Consider the following 24,930-nt stretch of genomic DNA (forward strand, 5'->3'; position numbering starts at 1 on the left):
CGATAAATCAGGTTTAGTTTAAGGGAGGAGAGTTTTTGATGGCATTTAAATTGAAGGGGATTTATGCCCCGATTCCAACTCCTTTTGCCGGCGGTAAAATTGCCTACGATAAATTAGATGGGAATTTGGAATTTTGGCTGGGATCTAAACTCGAGGGCCTTGTTGTATTAGGTTCCAATGGTGAATTTGTTCTGCTCAGTACCGAGGAGAAAGTTAAAATTATTTCCTATGTCTGTGAAAAATCCCAAGGACGTAAACCTGTCATCGCCGGAACAGGAGCCGAATCCACTGAAGAAACCATCTATTTGAGCCAGAAAGCAGCGGAAGCCGGAGCTGCCGCAGTCTTAGTCGTAACCCCTAACTACTATAAGGGCTCCATGACGGAAAAAGTGCTGAAAAAGTTTTATTTAGAAGTAGCAGAAGCTTCACCGATTCCTTTGATTCTCTATAATATGCCGAGGAATACAGGAGTTAACTTATCAGCAAAAGTTGTGGCTGAGTTAGCTCAGCATCCCAACATTATCGGGATTAAAGACAGCGGCGGAAATATTGTTCAGATTGCAGAAATGATCAAAAGTACCCCTTCTGATTTTTCCGTATTTGCCGGCTCCGCCAGCTTCCTTTATCCCAGCCTGGTACTGGGGGCGGCAGGGGGAACCTTAGCCCTCGCCAATGTGTTTCCAGATGAATGTGTTAAGGTTCAAGAATTATTCGAAGCAGGAAAACATGAAGAGGCTAAGGCCTTACAGTTTAACCTGATTGAAAGTAATGCGGCAGTGACCTCTCGCTTTGGAATTGCAGGCCTGAAAGCTGCTATGGATATGATCGGTTATTATGGCGGGGATCCTCGTTCCCCCCTGCAGCCTCTTGGAGAAGCCGAAAGAGAAGAGCTAAAGCAAATTTTAGGCCGGACCCCATATCTTCAAAAAGCTATGTAGAAACAGAACGTGTAAATCAAGACAAACAAGGTGACTGGGGCTGAAGCTCCGGTTACCTTGTTCTTCTAAAAGGGAGGAGTTTTTATGCTGCCCAAGGTGTTCATAGCTAAACCTATTCCTCAAACCGTCAGAGATTATCTCGGAAAGTTTTGTGAGTTCGCAATGTGGGATAAAGAACGGCCGATTAATCGTCAAGAACTCATAGAGCAGATCTCTGATAGGGAAGGATTGCTGACGACAAGTTTGATTACCCGGATTGATGAAGATTTATTGCTAAAGGCACCCAACCTTAGAATTGTCAGCAATATTTCTGTCGGCTATGATAATTTTGATTTGGAAGCAATGAGAAAAAGACAAGTATTGGGGACTAATACACCGGACGTTCTCAGCGATACAGTAGCAGATTTGGCAATAGGTTTGATGTTATGCTCGGCCAGGCGAATCGTGGAACTTAATGGCTTTGTTAAAGAAGGCAAATGGAATGCCCAGATTTCAGAGGAGTTGTTTGGTTTAGATTTACATCACCAAACCTTGGGAATCATTGGTATGGGGTCGATCGGTTTAGAATTGGCGCGGCGGGCAAGAAATGGTTTTAAAATGGATGTTTTATATCATAATAGAAATCGCAAAATTGTCGCTGAAGAGGAGCTTGGAGTAAGATATTGTGACCTGCCAACACTTCTGGCAAAGTCAGATTTTGTTATTTTGTTAACGCCATTGACAAAGGATACAAAACACTTAATGGGTTATAAAGAGTTTAATTTGATGAAACATTCGGCATTTTTCCTTAATATTTCTCGGGGCGAAACAGTCGATGAACAAGCTTTAATTCTTGCGCTTCGAGAAGAAAAAATTCAAGGAGCTGCTTTGGATGTATTTTCCCAGGAACCAATTAATAAGAATAATCCGTTGCTTCAATTTCAAAATGTAATTACGGTTCCTCACATTGGATCGGCAACCCTGGCCTGCCGGACAGAGATGGCAATGCTTGCTGCCAAAAACTTGGCAGCTGGGCTAATGGATATTCAACCTCCGAATCTGGTTAAGGAACTTTATTAATCATTAGTTGAAAGATTAATCGCATAATGAATTTGAGGAAACAGTAGCCGGAGCCGTAAAGGGTATTGAAAGGATTAAAATAAACACTGATGAAATTGAATAAAATGTGCTAATATAATAATCATAATATTTAGTATATTCTGTTCATTGCTGCTATAATGTAAATGTTACTACAACTAATTTTACTTGTAGCAAAGTGCATAAACAAAGTCCGTTTAGACACATTACAAGGATTAAAAACTCCTACAGAAGCTAAATGGCGAGGGGAGTGCGTTGTTATGCATAAAGGAACTAAAAATGAACCTACTATAGCAGTCTTTAGTTATCATGCTTTAACATCGTTAATCAATAAACTTCAATATAAGGCTTCTTATCCGGTTCGGATTTTAGTGATTGATTGTGAGTGGAATGATGTTCTCCAAAAAGCTGAGGATATGGAAAAAACCAGGGAAGCTGATGTTTTCGTTTCCGCAGGAGGAACAGCAAAACTTCTCTCTACTAAACTTTCTAACCCATTAGTTGAAATTAAAGTAACCGGCTTCGACATTTTAAATGCCCTTAAAGAAGCTAAACATTATTCTGATACAGTTGGAATCATTGCCTATGAAAGTAAGATCCCAAATCTGGATAACTTTTCTGAATTGCTGAATATCTCCATTAAACAATTTACTTATCAAAAGCTTAGCGATATCGAAGAGTGTTTAAACCATCTGCAAAACGAAGGTATTAAAGTCGTTATCGGAGGCAGTTTTCTCCAAGAAGTAATCAGCAAAAGAGGAGTTACAGGAATAAAGGGAATCTTTATATATTCGTCAGATGGTGTTACTCGAGCCTTGGATACTGCGGTCCAAGTGGCTTTTTCTAAGCAAGTAGAGGCTAGAAAAGCAGAAGAACTGCGGACAATTTTAGCTTTTTCGTATGAAGGTATAATAGCCGTCGATAGGGATGGACTAATCACAGTAATTAATTCAAGTGCTGAAAAAATTATTGGCGCTTCTGAATACAAAGTGATAGGTAAATCTATTACTAAAGTATTTCCGAATGCCAAGCTTACAAAAGTTATACAGAGTTGTAAGGCAGAGTTAAATCAGATTGAGACTTTCGGGAATAGCCAGATTGTCATCAACCGTATACCTATTTCGGTAAACTCGGAAGTTATTGGAGCGGTTGCGACATTCCAAAATATTGGGATTTTCCAAGAAGTCGAGGAAAAGATTCGTAAGAGCCTATTTCAAAAAGGTTTTGTAGCCAAAACATCTATCAAAGACATCATTGGTACTAGTGACCAGATTCAAAAAGTCAAACGAGAAGCCTTTCTCTATGCAAAGAATGCTTCTTCGGTTCTAATCACTGGGGAATCAGGTACAGGTAAGGAACTTTTTGCTCAAGGTATACATAATGCCAGTATTCGATTTCGTCACCCTTTTGTTACCATAAACTGTGCGGCCATTCCTGATAACTTGCTGGAGAGCGAACTTTTTGGTTACGAAGAAGGTGCATTCACTGGAGCTAAAAAGGGTGGAAAACCCGGATTGTTTGAACTGGCTCATGAGGGAACGGTATTTCTAGACGAAATAGGTGAACTTTCTATGTCTCTGCAATCTCGTCTGTTAAGGGTCCTAGAACAACGTGAAGTTCTGCGCATCGGAAGTGACCATATTCGTTCGGTTAATATCCAAGTGATATCTGCCACTAATAAAGACTTATGGGAAATGACAGAAAAAGGTTATTTCCGAAAGGATCTATATTACAGACTTAATGTTTTAGAACTGCGTCTTCCTCCTCTACGAGTTCGCAAAACTGATATTCCTTTACTCGTTAAAAGTTTTCTCACTGAAATGTGCCATGACCTCAATGAACAGGAAATAGAGAGGATTTCCAAGCTTACTGTATTTAGAGATTATAACTGGCCAGGTAATATTCGCGAACTAAGAAATATCGTTGAAAGATTTGCGGCTCTCTATAAAGAAGAAGATCATGAGTCCTTACTATTATCTTTATTCGAAAGGCTAACTTTTGACGATCTTGGTTCAGGTGAACAAGCAGAACTAATCCGAGTTTTAAATAGCGTCAAGGGCAATAAAACCGAAGCTGCAAAAAAACTAGGAATCAGTCGAACTACGATGTGGCGAAAACTAAAAGGATATAAGGAAAAGACTTGAAACATTTGCAACACAATATAACGCTTAATGCAACATTGTGTTACATCAAAAAAGGAGAGAATTAAAACCATAAGAGACGGAAGGCAGAATTCCGCCTCTTTTTCTTTTGCACGATGGTGGCATGAATCTTGCTAATAAATATCTGAAAATTCAAATTATTTAAGGGGAGTGAAATATACTTGTGGAAAAAAGTAAGGAATTTGAAAAAATTGCCCAACAAAAAGTTCTTTGGGAGAGCAAGAATTTTAGGAATAATCCTTCAAAATCAGCGGATGAACGTTGGGAAAGCGATGGGTCAGAGGTCGAATTGCTACGGCTTTATTCACCAGATAATCTTAAACTCGACTATCTAAGGGATTTAAACTTTCCGGGAGAATTTCCGTATACACGTGGTGTTCAACCGGACATGTACCGGGGTCGGCTCTGGACAATGCGTCAATACGCAGGTTACGGAACTGCACAAGAAACAAACTCCCGTTTTCAGTATCTGCTTAAACAAGGACAAACCGGCCTCAGTGTGGCTTTCGATTTAGTTACCCAAATTGGTTATAATTCTGACGATCCTCTTGCCCAAGGAGAAGTGGGCAAGGTAGGTGTAGCGATTGATTCCTTGGCAGATATAGAATCGCTTTTCAAGGATATACCGTTAGACAAGGTTAGCACATCTATGACGATTAATGCTCCAGCCGCCATACTTCTGGCTATGTATATAGTAGTAGCCGAAAAGCAGGGTATAGCTTCCACCAAATTATCCGGAACCATTCAAAATGACATATTAAAGGAATATATGGCCCGGGGAACTTATATTTTCCCGCCGAAGCCCTCAATGCGGCTAATCACCGATACCTTTAAATATTGTGCCGAGCATCTTCCAAACTGGAACACGATTAGTATCAGTGGCTATCATATTCGAGAAGCGGGCTCTAATGCGATTCAAGAAGTGGCTTTTACCCTGGCAGATGGAATTGCTTATGTCGAGGCCGCTCTTAATGCAGGGTTGGAAATTGACCAGTTTGCTCCACGACTCTCCTTCTTTTTCAACGCTCACTCCAATTTTTTGGAGGAGATCGCCAAGTTTAGGGCTGCCCGCAGAGTATGGGCAAAGATAATGAAAAACCGGTTTAAAGCTGATAACCCCAAATCCTTGATGATGCGTTTCCATACCCAAACAGCCGGTTGTACGTTGACGGCTCAACAACCCGAGGTGAATATTATGCGGGTAGCTTTTCAGGCCTTGAGTGCTGTGCTGGGCGGTACCCAATCATTGCACACCAATGCCTGGGATGAGGCCTTAGCTCTTCCCAGCCAAGAATCGGCTCTACTCGCTTTACGAACCCAACAGACCATTGCCTACGAAACTGGAGTTACAGAAACAGTGGATCCATTAGGGGGATCTTATTGTGTGGAAAAATTAACAGAGGATATAGAGAAGGCCGTTTGGGGCTACCTCGAGAAGATTGATGAATTAGGCGGTGCCGTACGGGCCATTGAACTTGGTTTTCAACAAAAAGAAATCCAGACAAGTGCCTATCGTTATCAAATGGAGATCGAGAATCAAAAAAGGATTATCGTTGGGATTAACAAATTTGAGATTAAACAAGATCCACCACAAGGGTTACTCAAAGTAAATCCCAAAGTCGAACAAGAACAAAAACAACGATTAGCCGCTGTGTATCGGAAAAGAAATCAGGCTGAGGTAGAGAACAGTCTGATTCGGTTGGAAAAAGCCGCAAAGAGCACGGAAAACTTAATGCCTTTTTTTCTGGATTGCGTGCGGAATTACACCACCTTGGGTGAAATCTGTGACGTTTTACGACAAGTATTTGGAGAATACCGGCAAGATAACACCTTTTAATCAGGAGGAGTCGTAATGGAAAAAGAACAACGTATTCGGGTCTTAATCGGCAAAGTCGGATTGGATGGTCATGATCGCGGGGCTAAAGTCATAGCTCAGGCCCTGCGGGATGCCGGGATGGAAGTTGTTTATACCGGCTTACGACAAACCCCGGATCAAATTGTCGAGGCAGCGATTCAAGAGGATGTTCAAGTCATTGGAATTAGCATCTTATCGGGTGCCCACAGTTATCTGCTCCCGAGAATCATTGAGCTTCTAGCCCGAGAAGGAGCTCAGGATATCCCAGTAATCGCAGGGGGAGTCATTCCCAAAGATGACCAAGAATTTTTGAAAGAAGCAGGAGTAGTTGAGATATTTGAAACAGGAACACCCACGGGGGATATTGTTACTTTTATCAAAGAGTATAATAAGGGTTTACGTAACGATGTAGAGGCTTAAGAAAGGAGAATTAAGATAATATGGACCTTCAATTAAAGCTGGACCATCTGGGGATCGCTGTCAAAAACCTAGACGAGGCTATAAGTGTATACCTTGGCTTAGGGCTAAGTTGTAGTCAACTTGAAACGATCCCTGAACAAAAAGTTCGGACGGCTACTTTACGGATAGGTGACACCAATCTGGAACTATTAGAGCCTATGGAAGCCAACAGTCCCGTTGGGAAATTCCTTGCAGCCCGTGGTGGAGGTATTCATCATTTAGCATTTCAAGTCGAGAGTATTGAAGAAAAGTTATTTGAATTAAAAAATTCAGGAATACGTTTAATCGATAAGACCCCTAGAATTGGATTGGGTGGAAGCAAGGTCGCTTTTATTCATCCCCAAAGTACTTTCAACACCCTAATAGAACTGGTTGAGCGTTGCAGCCAGGTTTAAGGAGGTGGAACCCTTGGATATCTACGCTAAACTTAGCGAACTAACAGCTTTACAAGAAGCAACAAAACTAGGAGGTGGTGTTGGGCGCATCATTAGGCAACACGAAAACGGCAAAATGACTGCGCGTGAGCGGATTGATGTACTCCTTGACGTCGATAGTTTTATTGAGACCGATACCTTTATTAAAGGAGAAATGACCGATTTTACAAAACCAGACGTGGTCAACGTAGGGGAAGGTGTCGTTACAGGCTATGGTACAATACATGGTCGCTTAGTTTATATTTTCTCCCAGGACTTTACCGTTTTCGGCGGAGCTTTGGGGGACCTTCACTCCCGAAAAATTTGTAAAATCATGGACCTTGCTCTAAAAAACGGCGCTCCTGTTATCGGCCTTAATGACTCGGGGGGAGCACGTATCCAAGAGGGAGTTAGTGCTTTATCTGCTTACGGAGACATCTTCTATCGAAATACCTTGGCCTCTGGAGTAATCCCACAAATTTCAGTTATCATGGGGCCCTGTGCCGGTGGCGCTGTCTATTCTCCGGCTATTACCGATTTTACATTTATGGTGGATAAGACCAGCCAGATGTTTATTACCGGCCCCCAAGTTATAAAATCTGTGACAGGGGAGGAGGTAACGACTAAAGAATTGGGGGGGGCCATGGTTCATAACCATACAAGCGGAGTAGCCCATTTTCTTGGTCAATCGGAAACTGATACCTTGGAAATGGTCAGGCATTTACTGACCTACTTGCCTCAAAACAATCTCGAGGAGTCCCCCATATTAGAGGGCAAGCCACCTAAAGCAGAAGATGACGATCTGCTAAACGTAGTACCAATTGAACCCAATAAACAATATGATGTCCGGGATGTCCTCTATCTTCTCGTCGATGGCGGTGAATTCTTTGAAGTTCATCAACGTTTTGCGCAAAATATTGTAACCTGTTTTGCTCGTTTCGAGGGTATGGCGGTGGGTATTGTTGCGAATCAGCCCGCCTATCTCGCCGGTTGCTTAGATATTGATGCTTCTGATAAACTATCCCGTTTTGTACGTTTTTGTGATTGCTTTAATATACCCTTAATAACATTCGTAGATGTTCCTGGCTTTCTTCCAGGAGTTGATCAAGAATATCGTGGAATTATCCGTCATGGAGCTAAAATCCTGTATGCTTACTCCGAAGCCACAGTCCCCAAGATTACGATTATTTTGCGGAAAGCTTACGGCGGTGCTTATGTCGCTATGTGCAGTCGCTCCTTAGGAGCGGATGTCGCTGTAGCCTGGCCGACAGCAGAAATCGCGGTTATGGGACCGGACGGTGCAGCGAATATTATCTTCCGGGAAGAAATTATGAAGTCTGCAGATCCTAAGGCCACCATGAAACAAAGAACTGAGGAATACCGCGAAAAGTTCGCAAACCCTTATATTGCTAGTGCCAAGGGTTTGATTGACAATATTATCGACCCGCGTGATACCCGAAAAATGATTATTCAAAGTCTCAACATGCTAAATTCTAAACGAGAAGCGCATCCGCGAAAGAAGCATGGCAATATTCCATTTTAGGGGGTGAAAAGATGTTTCGGAAAATCTTAATTGCAAACAGAGGGGAAATCGCTGTCCGAATCATTCGAACTTGCCAAGAGATGCAGGTTAAGACCATTGCCATTTACACGGAAGTCGATTCAGACTCTCTCCATGTTAAACTTGCGGATGAAGCAGTTAAATGTGTCTCCAGAACTGGTTACTTGGATATGGAATGGATTATCCAAAAAGCAGTGAACATGGGGGCGCAAGCGATTCACCCAGGTTACGGTTTTTTAGCAGAGAACCCGCTTTTTGCAAAGAAGATTCTGGAAGCCGGGCTTGTCTTTATCGGTCCTGATGCACACACCATGGCCTTAATGGGAGATAAATCAAAAGCTCGAGAAACGATGGCTTCCTCTGGTTTTCCTGTCGTTCCAGGAGGCACGGGGATTGTCATGAGTACAGAAGAAGCACTACCTATGGCCAGGACACTGGGTTACCCAGTACTGATCAAGGCCGTTGCCGGAGGGGGAGGCCGAGGCATGCGACTCGTCCTTGAAGAGGATCAACTTGTTCTGAGCTTGGAGAGCGCAAGCTCTGAGGCAAAAGCCTGCTTTAATAATTCAGATGTTTATTTAGAAAAATACCTCGAGGGATGCCGACATGTGGAAATACAAATTCTAGCGGACAACTATGGAGAAGTTGTCTCCTTAGGCGAACGAGATTGTTCTATCCAACGACGGCATCAAAAATTGATCGAAGAGTCTCCATCGCCTGCTCTGACACCCGAGCTTCGAAATCGCATGAGCGAGGTTTCCTGTAACGCAGTTAAAGCCGTTGGTTATCGTGGTGCCGGTACCCTTGAGTTTCTGTTAGACAAAGACTTGAATTTTTACTTTATGGAAATGAACACCCGTATTCAGGTTGAACACACAATCACAGAATTAATTTGTGGCCTTGATCTGATTAAGGAGCAGATCCGGATTGCAGCCGGAGAGCCGTTAGGGTATAAGCAGACCGATATTCGGCTCACAGGTTGGGCTATGGAATGCCGTATTAATGCTGAAGATCCGGTTACCTTCATGCCTTCACCCGGCAAAATTGAATATTTCCGCCCACCAGGAGGGTTTGGAGTCCGAGTCGACAGTGCCGCTTACTCTGGATATACAGTTACCCCTTTTTATGATTCCCTTATCAGCAAACTCCTCGTTTATGGCCGAACACGAGCAGAAGTCTTAGCCCGAATGCAGCGTGCTCTGGCAGAATTTAGTATTAGCGGAGTAAAGACGACGATCCCTTTCCATCAACGAATCTTAGCAGACAAGGACTTTCAAAGAGGGAAATTCACAACAGACTTTATTCAGAAAAAACTTGATTCAGAGAAAGAAAACAGTTTAGAACTTGAGTACCACTCAGATCTTGACGATCAAGCAAGAGATAACCTACTAATCGCGGTTCTTAGCGCCGCAATTGAAACTTATGAAAAATCAGAACATGTGCGCTACCGGATTATTAACATTCAACCTTCTGGTAAGATGCGTTCAGCATGGCGTTTGGCTAGTTTATATGGAGGTGGTTGATCATGAAAAAATTTCTGGTACGTGTAAACGCTCAAGAATTTGAAGTCGAAGTTGAAGAGATAACACAAAAGGCAGCAAAGAATACTCCGGCTTTGCAAAGCCCTGTCAAACATCAAATAACTGGTAGTGGAAATGGGCACGTATTGGCCCCCATGCCTGGGGTAATTACACAGGCCCATGTTAAGATTGGAGACATCGTTAAAGCGGATCGAACGGTAGTGACTTTAGAAGCTATGAAAATGGAAAATCGAATTCCAGCTGGTAAGGACGGGCGGGTATTGGATATCCTAGTCAGTGTCGGTCAAAATGTTACAGCGGGAGAACTTCTCGTCGTCATTAGTTGATTTATTGGTAGTGTCAGACAACTCAGGAAGTCCTTCCATACCGTTCGACAATGAAATCCATAAAGTAGCGGCTGGCAATGGGCAATACCTTCTTGTTTTTAAAGGCCAGGGAAATGGTGCGGACAATAGGCGGGGACAGCTCCAGGGTGGCGATACAATATGGGGATCTGCTGATGATTAATTTCGGCAGAATCGATATTCCCAAACCGCTTTCAATCATGGACATAATCGTATAATCGTCATGAACACGGTATTGGACGTTAGGATGGAGATTTTCCCGTTTAAAAAACTCCAAGGGCACGCTTAACTGGCCTTCATCTAAGAGGATATAGGCTTCATCCACCAGGTCCCGGAGTGAAATTTTCTCCTTGCAGGTTAAGGGGTGGTTCTGAGACACGACCACCAGCATTTCATCCTGCTGGAGAGGGATGGTCTTCAGTTCAGATACGGCTTGGGCGTCGGGATTGACAAAGCCGAAATCCACGCTTCCTTCTTTAATCAGCTGGGCAATGCTGGTGTACTCCCCCTGGTGAAGCTCAAAGCGAACGGAAGGGTACCGGGCTTTAAAATCCCTGATCAAATCAGGCAGCCAATTGCTGGAGACACTGGAGAAGGTGCCGATGCGAATAATCCCTTTCTGCAGTCCTTGCATTTCCCGGCGTTTTTCCTCAAGTTCCCGGTAGGAATAATGGACCGCTTTGATGTAGGGCAGGAATTCCTCGGCATCAGGGGTCAGGGTGATCCCTTTGCGGGAACGCAAAAAGAGCACGGTGGAAAGCTCCTCCTCAAGGGCGCGGATCATCTGGCTGATGGCGGATTGAGTGTAGCCCAGTTCCTCAGCGGCTTTGGTAAAACTTCCTGTTTCCATGATTTTCATAAAAGCTTGATAGCGATTCATTGCTTACCTCAAATACATTAGAAAATCTTATATATTCATTATGGAAATTCGTTTTACTTATGTCAAGAGGGGAGAGTATGATGAGAACAAACAAGAATGATTGATCAGAGGTAAGTTTCAATGAGCAACAAGAATATCCCCTGGAAAAACGGGATCAAAGACGGCATTCCTATCGCACTCGGCTATTTCGCCGTTTCCTTTACCTTCGGCATTGTGGCAAAGAAGGCCGGCCTGACGCCCTTTCAGGCTGTCTTTATGTCCGGAGCCAACCTGACCTCAGCCGGCCAATTCGGAGCACTGGCTTTAATCGGGACTTCCGCTACATATCTGGAAATGGCCCTGACCCAGCTGGTCATTAATTTGCGCTACTGCCTGATGTCCTGTTCACTATCCCAAAAATTTGAGGCAGGAGCAGGCTGGCCCCACCGTTTTCCGGTGGCCTTCGGTGTTACGGATGAAATATTCGGGGTATCCGTCTGCAAAAAAGGGAAACTGAACCCCTTCTACAATTACGGTTTGATGAGCGTCAGTATACCGGGCTGGATGTTGGGTACCTTTTGCGGGGCAGTTTCAGGAGGGTTGTTACCGGCCAGGATTATCAGTGCCTTAAGTGTCGCTCTGTACGGGATGTTTATCGCGGTGATTGTCCCGCCGGCCAAGGGTAACAAGCTCTTGACAGGAATCATTGGCTCATCTATGCTGCTGAGTTTGTTATTTGCCCAACTGCCCATCCTCAGTGAAATCTCCCAGGGATTCAAAATCATTATTTTAACGGTATTAATAGCAGGAATGGCAGCACTCCTGTTTCCTGTGAAGGAGGAGGCTGCCCATGAGAGGTAATACCTATCTCTATATCCTGGTCATGGCGGGTGTTACCTATTTGATCAGACTCTTTCCTTTGCTTTTCATGCGTAAGGAAATCAAGAATGTATATCTCAAATCCTTCCTATATTATGTACCCTATGTCACCCTGGCGGTAATGACCTTTCCCGCGATCTTAAAGGCCACGGCAAGCCTGTGGTCCGCCCTGGCAGGATTCGGCACGGCCTTAATCCTGGCTTACCGGGGCGGCAGTCTGTTCAAGGTTTCCCTCCTGGCATGTCTAACGGTCTTTATTATAGAGTTGATGGTTTAGCAATAGAGAAGAGGCAAATTTGCGCCCTCGCTCTATTGCTTTTTTTAAGCGCTTAAAGAAACAGCCTGCAGTTGTTTGGCTAATACCGGCAGCACTTCTTTGATATCGGCGACAAGTCCGTAGTCAGCAACCTTAAAAATCGGGGCATTCGGATCTGAATTGATGGCCACAATGCAACTGGAGTTCTGCATGCCGGCCAAATGCTGAATGGCGCCGGATATCCCACAGGCAATATAAAGTTTGGGTTTAACTGTTTTGCCCGTTTGGCCGACTTGGTGGGCATGATCGATCCAGCCAGCCTCCACTGCAGCGCGGGAAGCGGCCACCGAGGCGCCCAGCATGTCAGCTAGTTCGATTAATTTATGGAATCCTTCCTGTCCGCCAGCTCCGCGGCCCCCGGCTATAATAATTTCAGCATCTTCGATATTTATTGAGGCCTTTGCAGCCTTAACTAACTCTATAACCTTGGAACGAATAACTTCAGGAGGAATATGATAAAGTTCTTCAATGATGTCCCCGCGTCGATTAGTGTCTAGAGGGAGCTTTTGCATGACACCGGGACGGACGGTTGACATCTGAGGCCTATGATTAGGGCAAGCTATAGTAGCCATAAGGTTTCCCCCAAAGGCAGGACGTGTTTGCAGAATAATTTTCTCCTTTGGCTCTACAGCTAACTCGGTACAGTCTGCGGTTAATCCGGTTCCAAGACGCCGGGCCAGACGAGGGGCAAAATCTCTTCCGATAGTGGTAGCACCGAGCAGGACAGCCTCCGGTCGGTATTTTTTTATCAAATCCGCAAGCACATAGGTGTAGGGTTCGGTACGATAGTGGTTGAGATCGGGATTATCCACAACGATAACTCTGTCTGCCCCATAGGCAATGAGTTCATTAGATATTATTTTAATGTGCTGGCCTAACAATACTGCGGTAACGCCGGTTTGCCGCTGTATCGCCAACTCGTTGGCAATACCCAAAAGTTCTAAGGCCACCTCGGAAAGTTTTCCTTGACGTTGTTCGGCAAAGACCCATATTCCATCGTAATTCTCCAGGTTGACGTTTGAAGTGGATTTTTCCTCTTCTAAGATAGCATTAAATTTACAAACTTCAGCACACGCACCACAGTTCGTACAGTTATCTTTAAATTGGGCTAGTTTATCGATAACCTCAATAGCTGCAAAAGGACACTGCCTTACGCAAAGCCCGCATCCTTTGCAGCGTTCGTTTAATAATATCATTTGCGAAACCTCCTGCTGATAAATTATTATTTAGCGGCATTTGAGACAACTAAATTGAGAAGTTGGCACTCTTTAAAGCACTCAATAAGTTTTTGGCACTTTTCAGTGTTAGAGCCTTCAAGTATTGTACAGGTCCGCTTCTGTTCAGGGACAAAGGTACGTCGTACCTGAGTTGGAGAGCCTTTCAGACCGAGATAATTGTAATCCGCATTAACATCCTCTGCGCCCCATATTAAAATCCCTTGCTCGTTAGCACGCATGATGCCCCGAATTGAAGGATAACGCGGAGAATCAGGAGCTTTAAGAACAGTAAACAGAGCGGGGAGTTGGATGTCAACGATCTCGTGGCCATCTTCGATGGCGCGTTCAACACGACAGGTCTTGTCATCAAGAAGGGTAACATTTTGAACATATGTCGCCTGGGGCAGACACAGGAGTTCAGCGATTTGCGGCCCAACCTGTGCAGTATCACCATCGATGGCTTGGCGACCTGCGAAAATCATGTCAATATCACCAATTTTTCCAATAGCCTGACTTAAGGCATAGGAGGTTGCCGCAGTATCGGCTCCCGCAAATGCTCTGTCGCTGAGCAGAATGGCTTGATCCGCTCCCATAGCAAGTGCTTCCAGGAGTGCATCTGCAGCTTGTGGAGGGCCCATGGATAAAACGACTACTTCTGCTCCATGCTGGTCTTTTAGGATTAAAGCTGTTTCTAAGGCATGACGATCTTCCGGATTAATAATGCTTGGTACTCCGGAACGAATGAGCGTCCCGGTTTTGGGATCGATTTTTACTTCATGAGTATCAGGGACTTGTTTTATGCAAACAATAATACGCAAATTTATTCATCTCCTTATTTCAAAAGATTTGCTGCAATAACCAAACGTTGAACTTCGGAAGTTCCTTCGTAAAGCTCTGTGATTTTGGCATCACGCATAAAACGTTCAACAGGATAATCTTTGATATAGCCATAACCGCCATGAATCTGAACGGCCTTAATTGATTGCTGCATTGCTGTTTCAGATGCAAAAAGTTTGGCCATTGCAGCTTCAGTTGAAAAGGGACGCTTTTGATCTTTGTACCATGCAGCTTGATACGTCAAAAAACGAGCGGCTTTAATCTGAGTTGCCATATCTGCTAACATCCATTGGATAGCCTGCAGAGAACCAATAGGTTTGCCAAATTGCTCACGTTCTTTAGCATAACGAACTGATGCGTCCAGACAAGCCTGAGCGATTCCCAGGGCTTGAGCAGCGATACCTATACGGCCGCCGTCAAGTGTTTGCATGGCGATTTTAAAACCTTCACCTTCTTGCCCCAGAAGGTTCTCCACAGGGATTTGGCAGTCATTAAAAATTAGTTCTGTGGTCGATGATGCCCGAATTCCCATTTTGTCTTCTTTTTTGCCAAATGAAAATCCTGGTGTACCCTTTTCCACGATAAAGGCGGCAATATTTTTAGTCCCTCTCTCCGGAGAAGTTTTGGCAAAGACAACGTAAGTGTCAGCTATACCACCATTAGTAATAAAGATTTTGCTGCCGTTTAATCTATAGTAATCTTTTTGGCGGATTGCCGTTGTCTGCAGAGAACCCGCGTCTGTTCCGGCATTGGGCTCGGTAAGCCCGAATCCGCCAAGTTTTTCGCCACGAGCCAGCGGTATTAGAAAGAGCTCCTTTTGTTCTTCAGTACCAAATTGATAAATCGGATGAGAGCCTAAAGAAGTATGGGCGGAAACAATAACCCCTGTGGTTGCACAAACCCTGGATAGCTCTTCCACGGCAATGATATAACTAAGGGTATCGGCACCGCTGCCTTCATACTTCCTAGGAAAGGGGATTCCGAGTAAGTTATATTGAGCCATTTTTTTAACGACTTCCCAAGGAAATTCGCCGGTGGTATCCCGTTCAGCCGCTCCAGGTGCAACTTCGTTCTGAGCAAAAGTTCGAACCATTTGCTGAATCATTTTTTGTGATTGAGTAAGATTTAAATCCATCTTGGTAAATACTCCCTTCTGCTTGCGGGCAATTCTCTTATTCGACAAAAAACTTCTTTATGCAAAAATTATGCCAAACATGAGTAAGGAACTTTGAAGCTTGAATATGTAAATACTTGTCGTATAATGACGTATTAAGAGTTTCGAGATAATTTCTCGTTTGCCGCAAAATCTTCAAGGAGGACGAACTATGTATAATGTTACCGAATTGGAAGAGGTCCGAAAAAAACTGAAAGACACGGAAAAGTGGAAAAATATCTTAACAACCGTCCTGGATACTGCCTATGAGGGAATTGTAATTGTCGATGAGAAGGGTTATGTAACAACCTTTAACGAAGCTTATGAAAACTTTATAGGGGTTAAGCGGGAAGAGATGATTGGCCGTCCGGTAGAAGAAGTTGTGGAAAATACACGGCTGCATATCGTCGTTAAAACAGGAAAACCTGAAATACGGCAGGTTCAACGGATTAAGGGGCATGATATGATTTGTGACCGAATCCCTATCCGCGAGGGGAATAAAATTATTGGTGCAGTCGGTAAAGTACTTTTTAGGGATGTTTCAGAAATTGATCAGTTACAAGAGCAAACTCGCCGTTTAAAGCAAGAACTGGAGTATTACAAAGGCAGATTGCGGCGTCAGCAATCACAGGCCCGTTACTCAATCAAAAATATTATTGGCAAAAGCAAAGCAATTTCTGACTTGAAAGTTATGGTTAATAAAGCAGCCTCAAGCCGTTCTACAGTGCTGCTTAGGGGAGAAAGCGGGACAGGTAAAGAACTTTTCGCCCACGCGATTCATAGTTCCTCACCTTTCTTTACCAAGCCATTTATTAAAGTAAATTGTGCCGCTATACCGGAAAACTTATTGGAATCTGAATTATTTGGTTATGAAGAAGGCGCTTTTACAGGGGCCAAAAAAGGCGGCAAAATCGGGAAATTCGAGCAGGCGGAGGGCGGAAGTATCTTTCTTGATGAGATAGGGGATATGCCCTTGAGCATGCAGGTCAAGCTTTTACGTGTTTTACAGGAGAAAGAGGTAGAACGGGTTGGCGGGACGAAAACAATTAAAATAAATACCCGTGTCATTGCTGCCACAAATTGTGAACTTGAAAGACTTGTTGGTGATGGAAAGTTTCGACAGGATCTCTTTTATCGGTTAAACGTTGTTAGTTTAGAAATACCGGCGCTGCGCCATAGACCTGAAGATATTGGAATATTAATTGAGCATTTTCTGGATAAGCTCGGAACAGTTCTTGGCTGCGGACGTAAAAAAGTTAGTTCGGATGCCTTAAAAATCCTCTTAAATCATAGTTGGCCAGGGAATATCCGCGAATTAGAAAATGTATTGGAACGAGCATTAAATATGGTCGATGGTAATGAAATATTACCTCGACATTTGCCGGATTACCTTATAGAGAACCATGATGGAGTTCCAATAGTAACGTTAAAAGAGGCTCTTGCCAAAAAAGAAAGTGAGATGCTCAAAAAAGCTCTCGAAACTACGAAAGGAAATGTTATTGAAGCGGCCCGTCTTTTAAGTTTAAGTAAATCTAGCTTTTATGAAAAAATGTCCCGATACGGACTTTGAAATTCCAGATTTGTGGAAATTCAGTCCGGAATTGCGGAATAACTGCTAGAAGTCTATATATTCAGTATTTGCCCATGTATATAAACAAAAGGAAGCTTTCATGTTTTTCCGGATTTCCGGAATTGCAAACTAGGAAACCTGCTGATTTATCTAGTCGACAGGTTTCTCTTTTTTTTGGCATGGTTTTTGCTATTTAGAATATTCGAATTCCAAACATCAAGAAATTTGACGAATAATAGAGGAATAAAAGGGGGGTGTACTAGCCTTGGCTTCTTTACAAATTTCTTGATGTTGATCATGTCCAAGCGGCTAAGCAGAAACGGAGGAGAAGATAGGACGTGAAAAAACAGTTTGTGTCAGCAGATAAGGCAGTAGAGCTAATTCCACACGGCAGTACCGTAGCAATTGATGGTTTTGTCGGGATTGGCCATCCGGAAGAACTGACCGAAGCATTGGAAAAGAGGTTCCTGGAAACGGGTGAACCACGGAATTTAACGTTGGTTTATGCTGCCGGGCAAGGAGACGGGCGGGACAAAGGGTTAAACCATCTAGCCCATGAGGGATTGCTGAAACGTGTCATTGGCGGTCATTGGAATTTAGCTCCTAAGTTAGGAAAAATGGCAGTTGAAGAAAAAATTGAAGCATACAATTTTCCCCAAGGTGTAATTTCCCACTTATTCCGGGATATCGCCGCAGGCAAACCTGGAACTTTGACTCATGTAGGGTTGGATACCTTTGTCGATCCCCGTTTGGGCGGGGGAAGATTAAACAAAGTTACCCAAGAAAATTTAGTTGAACTTTTACCGGTCCAAGGTAAAGACTATTTGCTTTATCATAGTTTTCCAATTGAAGTTGCACTTTTACGGGGTACGACGTCTGATGAGGATGGAAATATATCTCTTGAGAAAGAAGCCTTAACCTTGGAGGTACTTTCTATTGCTCAGGCAGTAAAAAATAATGGGGGCCTTGTTATTGTACAGGTTGAAAGGGTTGTTCGGCGCGGTACTATGAACCCCCGGGAAGTGATCATTCCTGGAATTTTGGTTGATGTGATTGTCAAAGCTAATCCTGACAAGCATATGCAGTCATTTGCAGAACAATATAACCCTGCTTACAGTGGAGAACTGCGCTTACCCCTCTCTCAACTTGAAACGATACCTCTTGATGAACGAAAAATTATTGCTCGCAGAGCTTATATGGAACTTAGCCCTGGAGCTGTCGTAAACCTGGGTATTGGAATGCCTGAAGGGGTAGCAGCCGTCGCAGCTGAAGAGGGAACCTTAGATGAACTAATCCTGACGTTGGAATCTGGAGGAATCGGAGGGGTTCCTGCAGGCGGCTTAAGTTTTGGTGCCAGCTTTAATCCGGATTGTATTGTCGATCAACCGTACCAATTTGATTTTTATGACGGCGGCGGGCTTGATATAGCATTTCTGGGAATGGCCCAAGCGGACGCCCAAGGTAATGTCAATGTCAGCAAGTTTGGGCCGAGAATTGCCGGTGCCGGTGGGTTTATCAACATCACCCAGAATGCCCAAAAAGTAGTATTCTGTGGGACTTTTACTGCCGGTGGACTCGAAGTAGAGGTTAATGAGGGTAACCTAAACATCATTAAAGAGGGGAAAATTCCGAAATTTATAGAAGCGGTAGAACAGATTACCTTCAGCGGTCATTATGCGAGGAAGAATGGCAAGAAAGTAATCTATATTACTGAACGGGCTGTATTCTCACTGAGTGAAGAAGGTCTGGTCCTTGAAGAAATTGCCCCGGGGATTGATGTGGAAAAAGATGTGTTAGCGCTAATGAGTCCCCGTCCCGGAATCTCATCTGAACTGAGAGAAATGGATGGCCGGATTTTTAGCCTTGGCTTAATGAAATCTGAAAAAACGTATGTGGAGTGTGTTGCAAAATGAGAACCAAAGATCGCGTTACTTTGATAACCGGTGCCGGCCAAGGTTTGGGAAAAGCCATAGCAATGACCTTTGCCCGTGAAGGAGCAAAACTGGCAATCAATGATGTTCGCTTCAATGAAAATCAAGCCCTTGAAACGGTTGCAGAATTGAGAGAACTGGGCGTAGAAGCAGAACTTTTTCTTGCAGATGTGAGTAATGAAGCTGAAGTTGAAGAGATGGCTAAGAAGGTTTTGGAACGCTTCGGTCGTATTGACATTTTGGTTAATAATGCAGGAATTAATCGGGACGGTTTAGTCCATAAAGGGGATAAAACGAAGTGGGACGCAGTCATGGCAGTCAATCTTACCGGGCCTTTCCTCTGCACCAAAACAGTTTTACCTGCCATGCGCCAGCAAAAATATGGCCGGATTGTCAATATTTCTTCAGTAACCGCCAGAACCGGTGTAGCTGGAACAGGATATTACGCAACGGCTAAGACGGGATTGATTGGACTAACGAAAATAACAGCTGCAGAAAATGCCAATAAAGGCATTACAGTCAATGCAGTTGCTCCCGGCTATATTAAAACCTCCATGATGACGAATTATCCGGAAGATGTCATTAACGGAATTATTGCTAAAATTCCAGTTGGGCGTTTTGCCGAACCTCAAGAGATAGCGGAAGCGGTGCTCTTTCTTGCCGAGGACTCTTCTGGTTATGTAACAGGCTCTGTCTTAGATATCAACGGTGGTTTCCATTTTTAAGCACGGGATGCTTATAAGCACTGGTGACTGGAAATTACCTTATTTTGAGTTTGTTTTTAGTAATGAGGAGGAAAATTATGCGACAAGCAGTAATCGTAAGTGCTGTAAGGACACCCATTGGCAATTTTGAAGGAGCTTTAGCTCAGATACCCGCAGCTGAACTTGGAGCTATTGTCATCAAGGAAGCGATAATGCGTGCCGGCCTTAAGCTTGACCAAGTCGAAGAAGTGATTATGGGGAATGTGTTATCGGCAGCCCAAGGACAAAATCCCGCTCGTCAAGCTGCAATGAAATCAGGGGTTCCCCAGGAAGTTCCTGCCTGGACAGTAAGTAAAGTTTGCGGATCCGGCTTAAAAGCTGTGATCTGTGCGGCACAGGCGATTCTGAGCAACGATGCAGATATTATCGTCGCCGGTGGAATGGAAAGCATGTCCCAGGCGAGTTATGCCTTGCCTAAAGCCCGGAGCGGTTATCGCATGGGTAATAATACAGTAGTTGATACTATGATCAATGATGGTTTGACGGATGCCTTCCATAATATCCATATGGGGGTTACCGCAGAAAATATTGCTGAACAATATGGTATTTCCCGTGAAGACCAGGACAAGTATGCAGTTTCCAGCCAAAACCGAGCCGAAACTGCAATTATGTCGGGAAAATTTGCAGATGAAATCGTCACGGTCCCTGTCCCGCAGCGTAAGGGCGAGACAATCCTGGTTAATCAAGACGAATTTCCTCGTTTCGGTGCTAGCTATGATGGGTTAGCTAAATTGAGGCCGGCATTTAAAAAGGATGGTACCGTGACAGCGGGAAATGCTTCCGGAATCAATGACGGTGCAGCGGCTGTCGTAGTCATGTCTATGGAAAAGGCAGAGGAACTTGGTTTAACTCCGCTGGCAGCTATTACTTCGTGGGCCTCCGCCGGAGTGGACCCGCTGATTATGGGAACCGGCCCAATTCCTGCTTCGCGAAAAGCGTTAGCAAAGGCTAACCTTAAGATTGAAGACATCGATCTTGTTGAAGCCAATGAGGCCTTTGCATCTCAAACTTTAAGTGTGGCCAGGGAACTACAACTTGATGCCGGCAAAACCAACATCAATGGCGGAGCTATTGCGTTAGGACATCCTATTGGTGCTTCAGGAACACGAGTGTTGGTCACATTACTTCATGAAATGAAAAAGCAGCAGGTCAAACGCGGCTTGGCAACACTGTGCATTGGCGGCGGTCAAGGTATAGCTATTATAGTACAAAGATAATAAAAGATTTTAAATGAAGGGGGATTAATATGTTAGCAGTACTAGGAATTTTGCTTAGCTTGGGACTCCTGATGTTCATGGCTTATAAAGGATATTCCGTTATCTTCTTCGCCCCGGTGTTCGCCCTCCTCGCAGCAGTTCTGTCGGGAATGGCCATTATGCCAACTTACACGGAAGTGTTTCTCCCCAACATGGCCAGTTATTTAAAAGTCTATTTCCCCTTCTTCCTTCTTGGAGCAGTGTTCGGCAAAGCGATGGAGGAATCCGGAGCAGCGAAAGCCATTGCTAAAGCCATAGTACAGAAGCTTGGCAAAAAACAAGCTATGCTCTCAGTCGTTTTGGCATGCGCAATTCTTACCTACGGCGGGGTTAGTCTTTTTGTTGTTGCCTTTGCTGTTTATCCATTTGCTGCTTCAATTTTTAAAGAAGCGGATATTCCCAAACGTCTAATCCCGGCAACGATTGCCTTAGGAGCCTTTACGTTTACTATGGATGCTCTGCCAGGAACTCCGCAGATCCAAAATACAATCCCAATGAAATTTTTTAATACGGATTTATATGCTGCCCCTGTGTTTGGAACTACAGGTGCGATTATCATCTTTGTGGTTGGCATCCTTTATCTGGAATGGCGTAAACGGAAAGCCCAGGCGGCCGGTGAAGGATATGGCCATAATCATTCAAATGAGCCTGAACTGGTTGAAGACAAAAACCTGCCAAACGCTTGGTTGGCTACAGTACCTCTAATTGCCGTACTTGTTGTTACATTACTACTACAAAAACTTGTTTTTCCTCAATGGAATATTGCTTCATGGGTCACACAAGCTCCCTATAATATTTCTAAAGCAGGCATAGTCGGAACTATGAACAACTGGGCTTTAATTATTGGTTTAGCTGCGGGCACATTCATTGCTATGGTGCTTAATCCTAAGAGGATTAATGGGAATGTTGCCAAGGCAATTAATGCCGGTGCTATTGGCTCTTTGCTCGCAGTCATGAATACTGCGTCCGAAGTCGGATATGGCAACGTCATTAAATCCTTACCTGGTTTCCAATCCATTGCCCATGCCCTCACCAACATCAATAGTGGTGGCAGCCCGTTGTTGTCCGAAGCGGTAACGGTCAATACTTTGGCCGGGGTAACCGGTTCTGCTTCAGGCGGAATGAGCATAGCGCTTGATACTTTTGGCAAAAACTATCTGGCCTGGGCCCAAAAAACCAACGTGAGTCCGGAACTCCTGCACCGGGTTGCCTCCATGGCTTCCGGTGGGATGGATACCTTGCCGCATAATGGTGCGGTAATTACCCTCTTAGCGATTAGCGGCTTGACCCATAAGCAATCCTATAAAGACATCTTTGCCATTACCTTAATTAAGGCAAGTACAGTGTTTGTTTTAATTGGATTTACCACAATATTCCATTAATTTACAGGAAGTGCAGCAAAATGAATGAACTAGCATTTGCAGATATTAAAGTCGGTGACAGCGCAAGCCTTTCGAAAACAGTGACAGAGGCAGATGTTGTGACATTTGCCGGATTAACTATGGATTATAACCCGGTTCATATTGATACTGAATTTGCCAAAAAAACGATATTTAAAGAAAGAATTGTCCACGGTATCCTTTCGGCGGGTTTTATATCCGCTGTATTAGGAACGCAGCTTCCCGGACCGAATTCAATTTATCTCAGCCAAGACCTTAAATTCACCGCACCCGTAAGAATTGGGGATACGGTTACGGCTAGGGTTACGATTATTGAGAAACGTGAAGTAAAGCAGATTTTGATACTTCAAACTACAGTAACTAACCAACACGGAGAAGTTGTTGTGAACGGTACGGCAGTTATTAAGAAATGCTCTTGAGAGACAATTGAACTTCAATAGAGAGGTATCACGGGGAAGGTAGACTTTAACTGCCTTCCCCATTTTGGTTGTGTTTTATATTCAGAAATATTTTGTTCTATAAAAAAGGAAATGTATGTAAATTGTAGAACATTTGTTATGTAGCCTCCGTTAGCTATGCGGAAGAACGAAGTTTAGTAAAGGAGAAAAAGTATATGAAAGTGAGAGAAGGGGTATCAGAAACAGCAATGATAATGGCATCCTTGCGAGCCTTATCAAATTATGAGGAAGAAGAACGAATTAGGAGTAATGATAATATTGCAGAATATTTTTTACCAGAAGATAGACGATCAGTTTTAATAGCAAAAAGCGAACGAGAAAAAATAAAAGCACTAATTCCAAAAGGCCTTTATGAATATGTGATCTCAAGAACTAAATATATAGATAGAGTTCTTCTTGAAGCTGTAAAAAATAATACTGTTCAAATAGTATTTCTAGGTGCAGGATATGATAGTAGACCATATAGATTAAAGGCTTTGCTCGGAAATACAAAGATATTTGAAGTTGACGCTAAACCAACACAAGATCATAAGATTTCGTTGCTCCATAAGTGCGGAATTGAGATAAGCAAGAATATAACCTATGTGCCAGTAGATTTTGAAAAAGAAGAATTATTTAAGAAGATTTATGAAAGCGGATACGATGCTCAAGAAAAGACATTAATCATTTGGGAAGGCGTTACCTTCTATTTGCCCGAAACGACAGTGATAGAAATGCTGAAAACTATCAAAGAAAACACCCTTGCGGGGAGCAAAGTCTGCTTTGACTTTCAAACAATAGCCAACAAAAGTGACTTAATAAAAACTGGAATCAAGGAAGAGGAAATAAAATTCGGGATAGAGACTGGAAAAATCGAATCTTTTGTTTCTGAAAATGGGTACGCCATTGTTGAACACATTAATTCAACTGATATGGAGATAGAGTTTTTAACTTTGGAGAATGGCAATGTGTTTGGAAAGATTATACCGATAATGAATTTCCTGTTGATTGAGTCTTAGAATGCCATACATAATGAAGCTTCCTTGCCAGTCCCATTTTGCAATGCACATTTCAAAATGGGACTGGCAGCTAAACCAATGAAGGAAGTAGGTCTTAATGATGCATTAAAAGAAAAACAGCTAGGGAGTGTAATGATTCCATTACATTTTTCACTGAATTTTATTTATTATGTAAAAATATTGTTACAGTTTTGACAAAATACGAAAACTTAGTGTAGCAAATTCTGACATGGATAGCCTCTTATCATGATCTTTAACACCAAAATGCCACTGAACAGGCATTTTGGTGATGTTTTTGTTTTGGCATGCTTTTTGCTACTCATAATGGTATCAACTCACGCCTAAGATCTGTTTCATTATAATAGGGGAACGATGCTCAATTGGGGCAGTTTATTAAATGGAAAGCTGCAAGGCAAACAACATCCAAAATGGGGGCTGATTGGCAATGACTCGTCTCCAAGCAAACGATATATATCGTATCACAGAACAAATGAAAGAATATAACGAAGAGTTAGCAAATAAAACCGGTCATACTATTATAGATATTGCCGCCCATGCTGTTGGAATGAATCCAACAGACCTATTCGACGATCCAGGACTTATTGCCATATTACCCATGACCTGCTGATCAGGAATAATCAAAGGATTTTCTGAAACTGTTGCAGGAATACTAAAATTTCTTGGTATGAGAACTTTTCTTCCTTCTTCTTCTGATGTGAAGGGGTTTGCTGAAGCATTAGAGAATGAGGCCGAAATCATTTTTATGGCCGACGATGATCGATTTATTGCAGCTCCAGGATTACCCTTAGGGATTCCTATTGAGGAGTTAGATCAAATCCAACCCCGGTTAATCCATGACCCGCTTCAATTGGGTGTAGCGACAATGATCTATGAAATCCTTAAAGGAATTACGGAAAAGGGTTAGATGGAGTTGAAAGAAGT

24 protein-coding genes are annotated in these 24,930 nt (G+C 43.3%); 20 read left to right on the forward strand and 4 right to left on the reverse strand.

Annotation, left to right across the window (positions count from 1 at the left end; genetic code table 11):
• Window positions 1-38 precede the first annotated feature (38 nt).
• The 9 genes from DESOR_RS14615 to DESOR_RS14655 all read left to right on the forward strand — a co-directional run bounded on the left by DESOR_RS14615 (window position 39) and on the right by DESOR_RS14655 (window position 10,332).
• Window positions 39-938 (forward strand): dihydrodipicolinate synthase family protein, encoded by a 900-nt coding sequence (locus DESOR_RS14615; RefSeq protein WP_014185359.1) that lies wholly within the window; start codon window positions 39-41, stop codon window positions 936-938.
• Between the two features lie 84 nt (window positions 939-1,022).
• Window positions 1,023-1,997 (forward strand): 2-hydroxyacid dehydrogenase, encoded by a 975-nt coding sequence (locus tag DESOR_RS14620; RefSeq protein WP_014185360.1) that lies wholly within the window; start codon window positions 1,023-1,025, stop codon window positions 1,995-1,997.
• Between the two features lie 278 nt (window positions 1,998-2,275).
• A complete protein-coding gene (locus DESOR_RS14625; RefSeq protein ID WP_014185361.1) occupies window positions 2,276-4,159 on the forward strand; it encodes a sigma-54-dependent Fis family transcriptional regulator in 1,884 nt (627 codons plus the stop codon).
• A 181-nt stretch (window positions 4,160-4,340) separates the two neighbouring features.
• Window positions 4,341-6,014 carry an acyl-CoA mutase large subunit family protein gene (locus tag DESOR_RS14630; protein ID WP_014185362.1) on the forward strand — a complete coding sequence of 558 codons (1,674 nt, stop codon included), beginning with the start codon at window positions 4,341-4,343 and terminating at the stop codon, window positions 6,012-6,014.
• Window positions 6,015-6,029: 15 nt separating this feature from the next.
• Window positions 6,030-6,452, forward strand: a complete 423-nt coding sequence (locus DESOR_RS14635; protein ID WP_014185363.1) for a cobalamin B12-binding domain-containing protein — start codon at window positions 6,030-6,032, stop codon at window positions 6,450-6,452.
• A 20-nt stretch (window positions 6,453-6,472) separates the two neighbouring features.
• Window positions 6,473-6,886, forward strand: a complete 414-nt coding sequence (mce, locus tag DESOR_RS14640) for a methylmalonyl-CoA epimerase (RefSeq protein WP_014185364.1) — start codon at window positions 6,473-6,475, stop codon at window positions 6,884-6,886.
• A gap of 13 nt (window positions 6,887-6,899) precedes the next feature.
• Entirely contained in the window at window positions 6,900-8,447 is a 1,548-nt protein-coding gene (locus tag DESOR_RS14645) for an acyl-CoA carboxylase subunit beta (protein WP_014185365.1), read from the forward strand.
• 11 nt (window positions 8,448-8,458) lie between these two features.
• Window positions 8,459-9,988 carry an acetyl-CoA carboxylase biotin carboxylase subunit gene (gene accC / locus DESOR_RS14650; protein ID WP_014185366.1) on the forward strand — a complete coding sequence of 510 codons (1,530 nt, stop codon included), beginning with the start codon at window positions 8,459-8,461 and terminating at the stop codon, window positions 9,986-9,988.
• A gap of 2 nt (window positions 9,989-9,990) precedes the next feature.
• Window positions 9,991-10,332 (forward strand): biotin/lipoyl-containing protein, encoded by a 342-nt coding sequence (locus tag DESOR_RS14655; protein WP_014185367.1) that lies wholly within the window; start codon window positions 9,991-9,993, stop codon window positions 10,330-10,332.
• Between the two features lie 22 nt (window positions 10,333-10,354).
• Here the strand turns inward: DESOR_RS14655 and DESOR_RS14660 are convergent, their stop codons facing one another.
• Window positions 10,355-11,230, reverse strand: coding sequence for a LysR family transcriptional regulator (locus DESOR_RS14660; RefSeq protein ID WP_014185368.1), 876 nt, complete (start codon window positions 11,228-11,230; stop codon window positions 10,355-10,357).
• A 120-nt stretch (window positions 11,231-11,350) separates the two neighbouring features.
• Here DESOR_RS14660 and DESOR_RS14665 point away from each other — a divergent pair, with 120 nt between their 5' ends.
• Both DESOR_RS14665 and DESOR_RS14670 read left to right on the forward strand, forming a co-directional pair.
• Window positions 11,351-12,070: an AzlC family ABC transporter permease gene (locus tag DESOR_RS14665; RefSeq protein WP_014185369.1), complete on the forward strand. Its 720-nt coding sequence runs from the start codon at window positions 11,351-11,353 to the stop codon at window positions 12,068-12,070.
• Window positions 12,060-12,365 (forward strand): AzlD domain-containing protein, encoded by a 306-nt coding sequence (locus DESOR_RS14670; RefSeq protein ID WP_014185370.1) that lies wholly within the window; start codon window positions 12,060-12,062, stop codon window positions 12,363-12,365. Before DESOR_RS14665 ends, DESOR_RS14670 begins: the two co-directional genes overlap by 11 nt.
• 44 nt (window positions 12,366-12,409) lie before the next feature.
• On the opposite strand, the gene DESOR_RS14675 is transcribed toward DESOR_RS14670, so the two are convergent.
• From DESOR_RS14675 to DESOR_RS14685, 3 genes are read right to left on the reverse strand one after another with little or no spacing between them, the layout of a single operon-like run.
• On the reverse strand, window positions 12,410-13,600 hold the full coding sequence (locus tag DESOR_RS14675) for an electron transfer flavoprotein subunit alpha (RefSeq protein WP_014185371.1): 1,191 nt from the start codon (window positions 13,598-13,600) through the stop codon (window positions 12,410-12,412).
• Between the two features lie 26 nt (window positions 13,601-13,626).
• Window positions 13,627-14,439 carry an electron transfer flavoprotein subunit beta/FixA family protein gene (locus tag DESOR_RS14680; RefSeq protein WP_014185372.1) on the reverse strand — a complete coding sequence of 271 codons (813 nt, stop codon included), beginning with the start codon at window positions 14,437-14,439 and terminating at the stop codon, window positions 13,627-13,629.
• A gap of 14 nt (window positions 14,440-14,453) precedes the next feature.
• Window positions 14,454-15,593: an acyl-CoA dehydrogenase gene (locus DESOR_RS14685; RefSeq protein WP_014185373.1), complete on the reverse strand. Its 1,140-nt coding sequence runs from the start codon at window positions 15,591-15,593 to the stop codon at window positions 14,454-14,456.
• A gap of 190 nt (window positions 15,594-15,783) precedes the next feature.
• Between DESOR_RS14685 and DESOR_RS14690 the strand changes: the two genes are divergently transcribed.
• The 9 genes from DESOR_RS14690 (at window position 15,784) to DESOR_RS30320 (ending at window position 24,913) form a co-directional block, all read left to right on the forward strand.
• Window positions 15,784-17,181, forward strand: coding sequence for a sigma-54 interaction domain-containing protein (locus tag DESOR_RS14690; RefSeq protein ID WP_014185374.1), 1,398 nt, complete (start codon window positions 15,784-15,786; stop codon window positions 17,179-17,181).
• Between the two features lie 338 nt (window positions 17,182-17,519).
• Window positions 17,520-19,094 (forward strand): acyl CoA:acetate/3-ketoacid CoA transferase, encoded by a 1,575-nt coding sequence (locus DESOR_RS14695; protein WP_014185375.1) that lies wholly within the window; start codon window positions 17,520-17,522, stop codon window positions 19,092-19,094.
• The gene (locus DESOR_RS14700; protein ID WP_014185376.1) at window positions 19,091-19,837 is read left to right on the forward strand and encodes an SDR family NAD(P)-dependent oxidoreductase; all 747 of its coding nucleotides are present in this window, start codon (window positions 19,091-19,093) and stop codon (window positions 19,835-19,837) included. The genes DESOR_RS14695 and DESOR_RS14700 overlap by 4 nt, the downstream gene beginning before the upstream one ends.
• Window positions 19,838-19,914: 77 nt before the next feature.
• Window positions 19,915-21,093, forward strand: a complete 1,179-nt coding sequence (locus DESOR_RS14705; RefSeq protein WP_014185377.1) for an acetyl-CoA C-acetyltransferase — start codon at window positions 19,915-19,917, stop codon at window positions 21,091-21,093.
• 29 nt (window positions 21,094-21,122) lie between these two features.
• Window positions 21,123-22,514 carry a GntP family permease gene (locus DESOR_RS14710; RefSeq protein ID WP_014185378.1) on the forward strand — a complete coding sequence of 464 codons (1,392 nt, stop codon included), beginning with the start codon at window positions 21,123-21,125 and terminating at the stop codon, window positions 22,512-22,514.
• A gap of 20 nt (window positions 22,515-22,534) precedes the next feature.
• Window positions 22,535-22,951: a MaoC family dehydratase gene (locus DESOR_RS14715; RefSeq protein ID WP_014185379.1), complete on the forward strand. Its 417-nt coding sequence runs from the start codon at window positions 22,535-22,537 to the stop codon at window positions 22,949-22,951.
• A gap of 194 nt (window positions 22,952-23,145) precedes the next feature.
• The gene (locus tag DESOR_RS14720) at window positions 23,146-23,988 is read left to right on the forward strand and encodes a class I SAM-dependent methyltransferase (protein WP_014185380.1); all 843 of its coding nucleotides are present in this window, start codon (window positions 23,146-23,148) and stop codon (window positions 23,986-23,988) included.
• Window positions 23,989-24,433: 445 nt separating this feature from the next.
• A complete protein-coding gene (locus DESOR_RS30315; RefSeq protein WP_042331255.1) occupies window positions 24,434-24,616 on the forward strand; it encodes a hypothetical protein in 183 nt (60 codons plus the stop codon).
• A 9-nt stretch (window positions 24,617-24,625) separates the two neighbouring features.
• Complete coding sequence (locus DESOR_RS30320) at window positions 24,626-24,913, forward strand: hypothetical protein (RefSeq protein WP_345788345.1); 288 nt, start codon at window positions 24,626-24,628, stop codon at window positions 24,911-24,913.
• The last annotated feature ends 17 nt before the right edge of the window (window positions 24,914-24,930 follow it).

The sequence above is a fragment of the Desulfosporosinus orientis DSM 765 genome (assembly GCF_000235605.1).
Lineage (GTDB): Bacteria > Bacillota > Desulfitobacteriia > Desulfitobacteriales > Desulfitobacteriaceae > Desulfosporosinus > Desulfosporosinus orientis.

Excerpts from the sequence above, each read along its gene's own strand:
- DESOR_RS14615 (WP_014185359.1), top strand. The coding sequence starts at position 39 with ATGGCATTTAAATTGAAGGGGATTTATGCCCCGATTCCAACTCCTTTT.
- DESOR_RS14620 (WP_014185360.1), top strand. The coding sequence starts at position 1,023 with ATGCTGCCCAAGGTGTTCATAGCTAAACCTATTCCTCAAACCGTCAGA.
- DESOR_RS14625 (WP_014185361.1), top strand. The coding sequence starts at position 2,276 with ATGCATAAAGGAACTAAAAATGAACCTACTATAGCAGTCTTTAGTTAT.
- DESOR_RS14635 (WP_014185363.1), top strand. The coding sequence starts at position 6,030 with ATGGAAAAAGAACAACGTATTCGGGTCTTAATCGGCAAAGTCGGATTG.
- mce (WP_014185364.1), top strand. The coding sequence starts at position 6,473 with ATGGACCTTCAATTAAAGCTGGACCATCTGGGGATCGCTGTCAAAAAC.
- accC (WP_014185366.1), top strand. The coding sequence starts at position 8,459 with ATGTTTCGGAAAATCTTAATTGCAAACAGAGGGGAAATCGCTGTCCGA.
- DESOR_RS14655 (WP_014185367.1), top strand. The coding sequence starts at position 9,991 with ATGAAAAAATTTCTGGTACGTGTAAACGCTCAAGAATTTGAAGTCGAA.
- DESOR_RS14660 (WP_014185368.1), bottom strand. The coding sequence starts at position 11,230 with ATGAATCGCTATCAAGCTTTTATGAAAATCATGGAAACAGGAAGTTTT.
- DESOR_RS14665 (WP_014185369.1), top strand. The coding sequence starts at position 11,351 with ATGAGCAACAAGAATATCCCCTGGAAAAACGGGATCAAAGACGGCATT.
- DESOR_RS14670 (WP_014185370.1), top strand. The coding sequence starts at position 12,060 with ATGAGAGGTAATACCTATCTCTATATCCTGGTCATGGCGGGTGTTACC.
- DESOR_RS14675 (WP_014185371.1), bottom strand. The coding sequence starts at position 13,600 with ATGATATTATTAAACGAACGCTGCAAAGGATGCGGGCTTTGCGTAAGG.
- DESOR_RS14685 (WP_014185373.1), bottom strand. The coding sequence starts at position 15,593 with ATGGATTTAAATCTTACTCAATCACAAAAAATGATTCAGCAAATGGTT.
- DESOR_RS14690 (WP_014185374.1), top strand. The coding sequence starts at position 15,784 with ATGTATAATGTTACCGAATTGGAAGAGGTCCGAAAAAAACTGAAAGAC.
- DESOR_RS14700 (WP_014185376.1), top strand. The coding sequence starts at position 19,091 with ATGAGAACCAAAGATCGCGTTACTTTGATAACCGGTGCCGGCCAAGGT.
- DESOR_RS14705 (WP_014185377.1), top strand. The coding sequence starts at position 19,915 with ATGCGACAAGCAGTAATCGTAAGTGCTGTAAGGACACCCATTGGCAAT.
- DESOR_RS14710 (WP_014185378.1), top strand. The coding sequence starts at position 21,123 with ATGTTAGCAGTACTAGGAATTTTGCTTAGCTTGGGACTCCTGATGTTC.
- DESOR_RS14715 (WP_014185379.1), top strand. The coding sequence starts at position 22,535 with ATGAATGAACTAGCATTTGCAGATATTAAAGTCGGTGACAGCGCAAGC.
- DESOR_RS14720 (WP_014185380.1), top strand. The coding sequence starts at position 23,146 with ATGAAAGTGAGAGAAGGGGTATCAGAAACAGCAATGATAATGGCATCC.
- DESOR_RS30315 (WP_042331255.1), top strand. The coding sequence starts at position 24,434 with ATGACTCGTCTCCAAGCAAACGATATATATCGTATCACAGAACAAATG.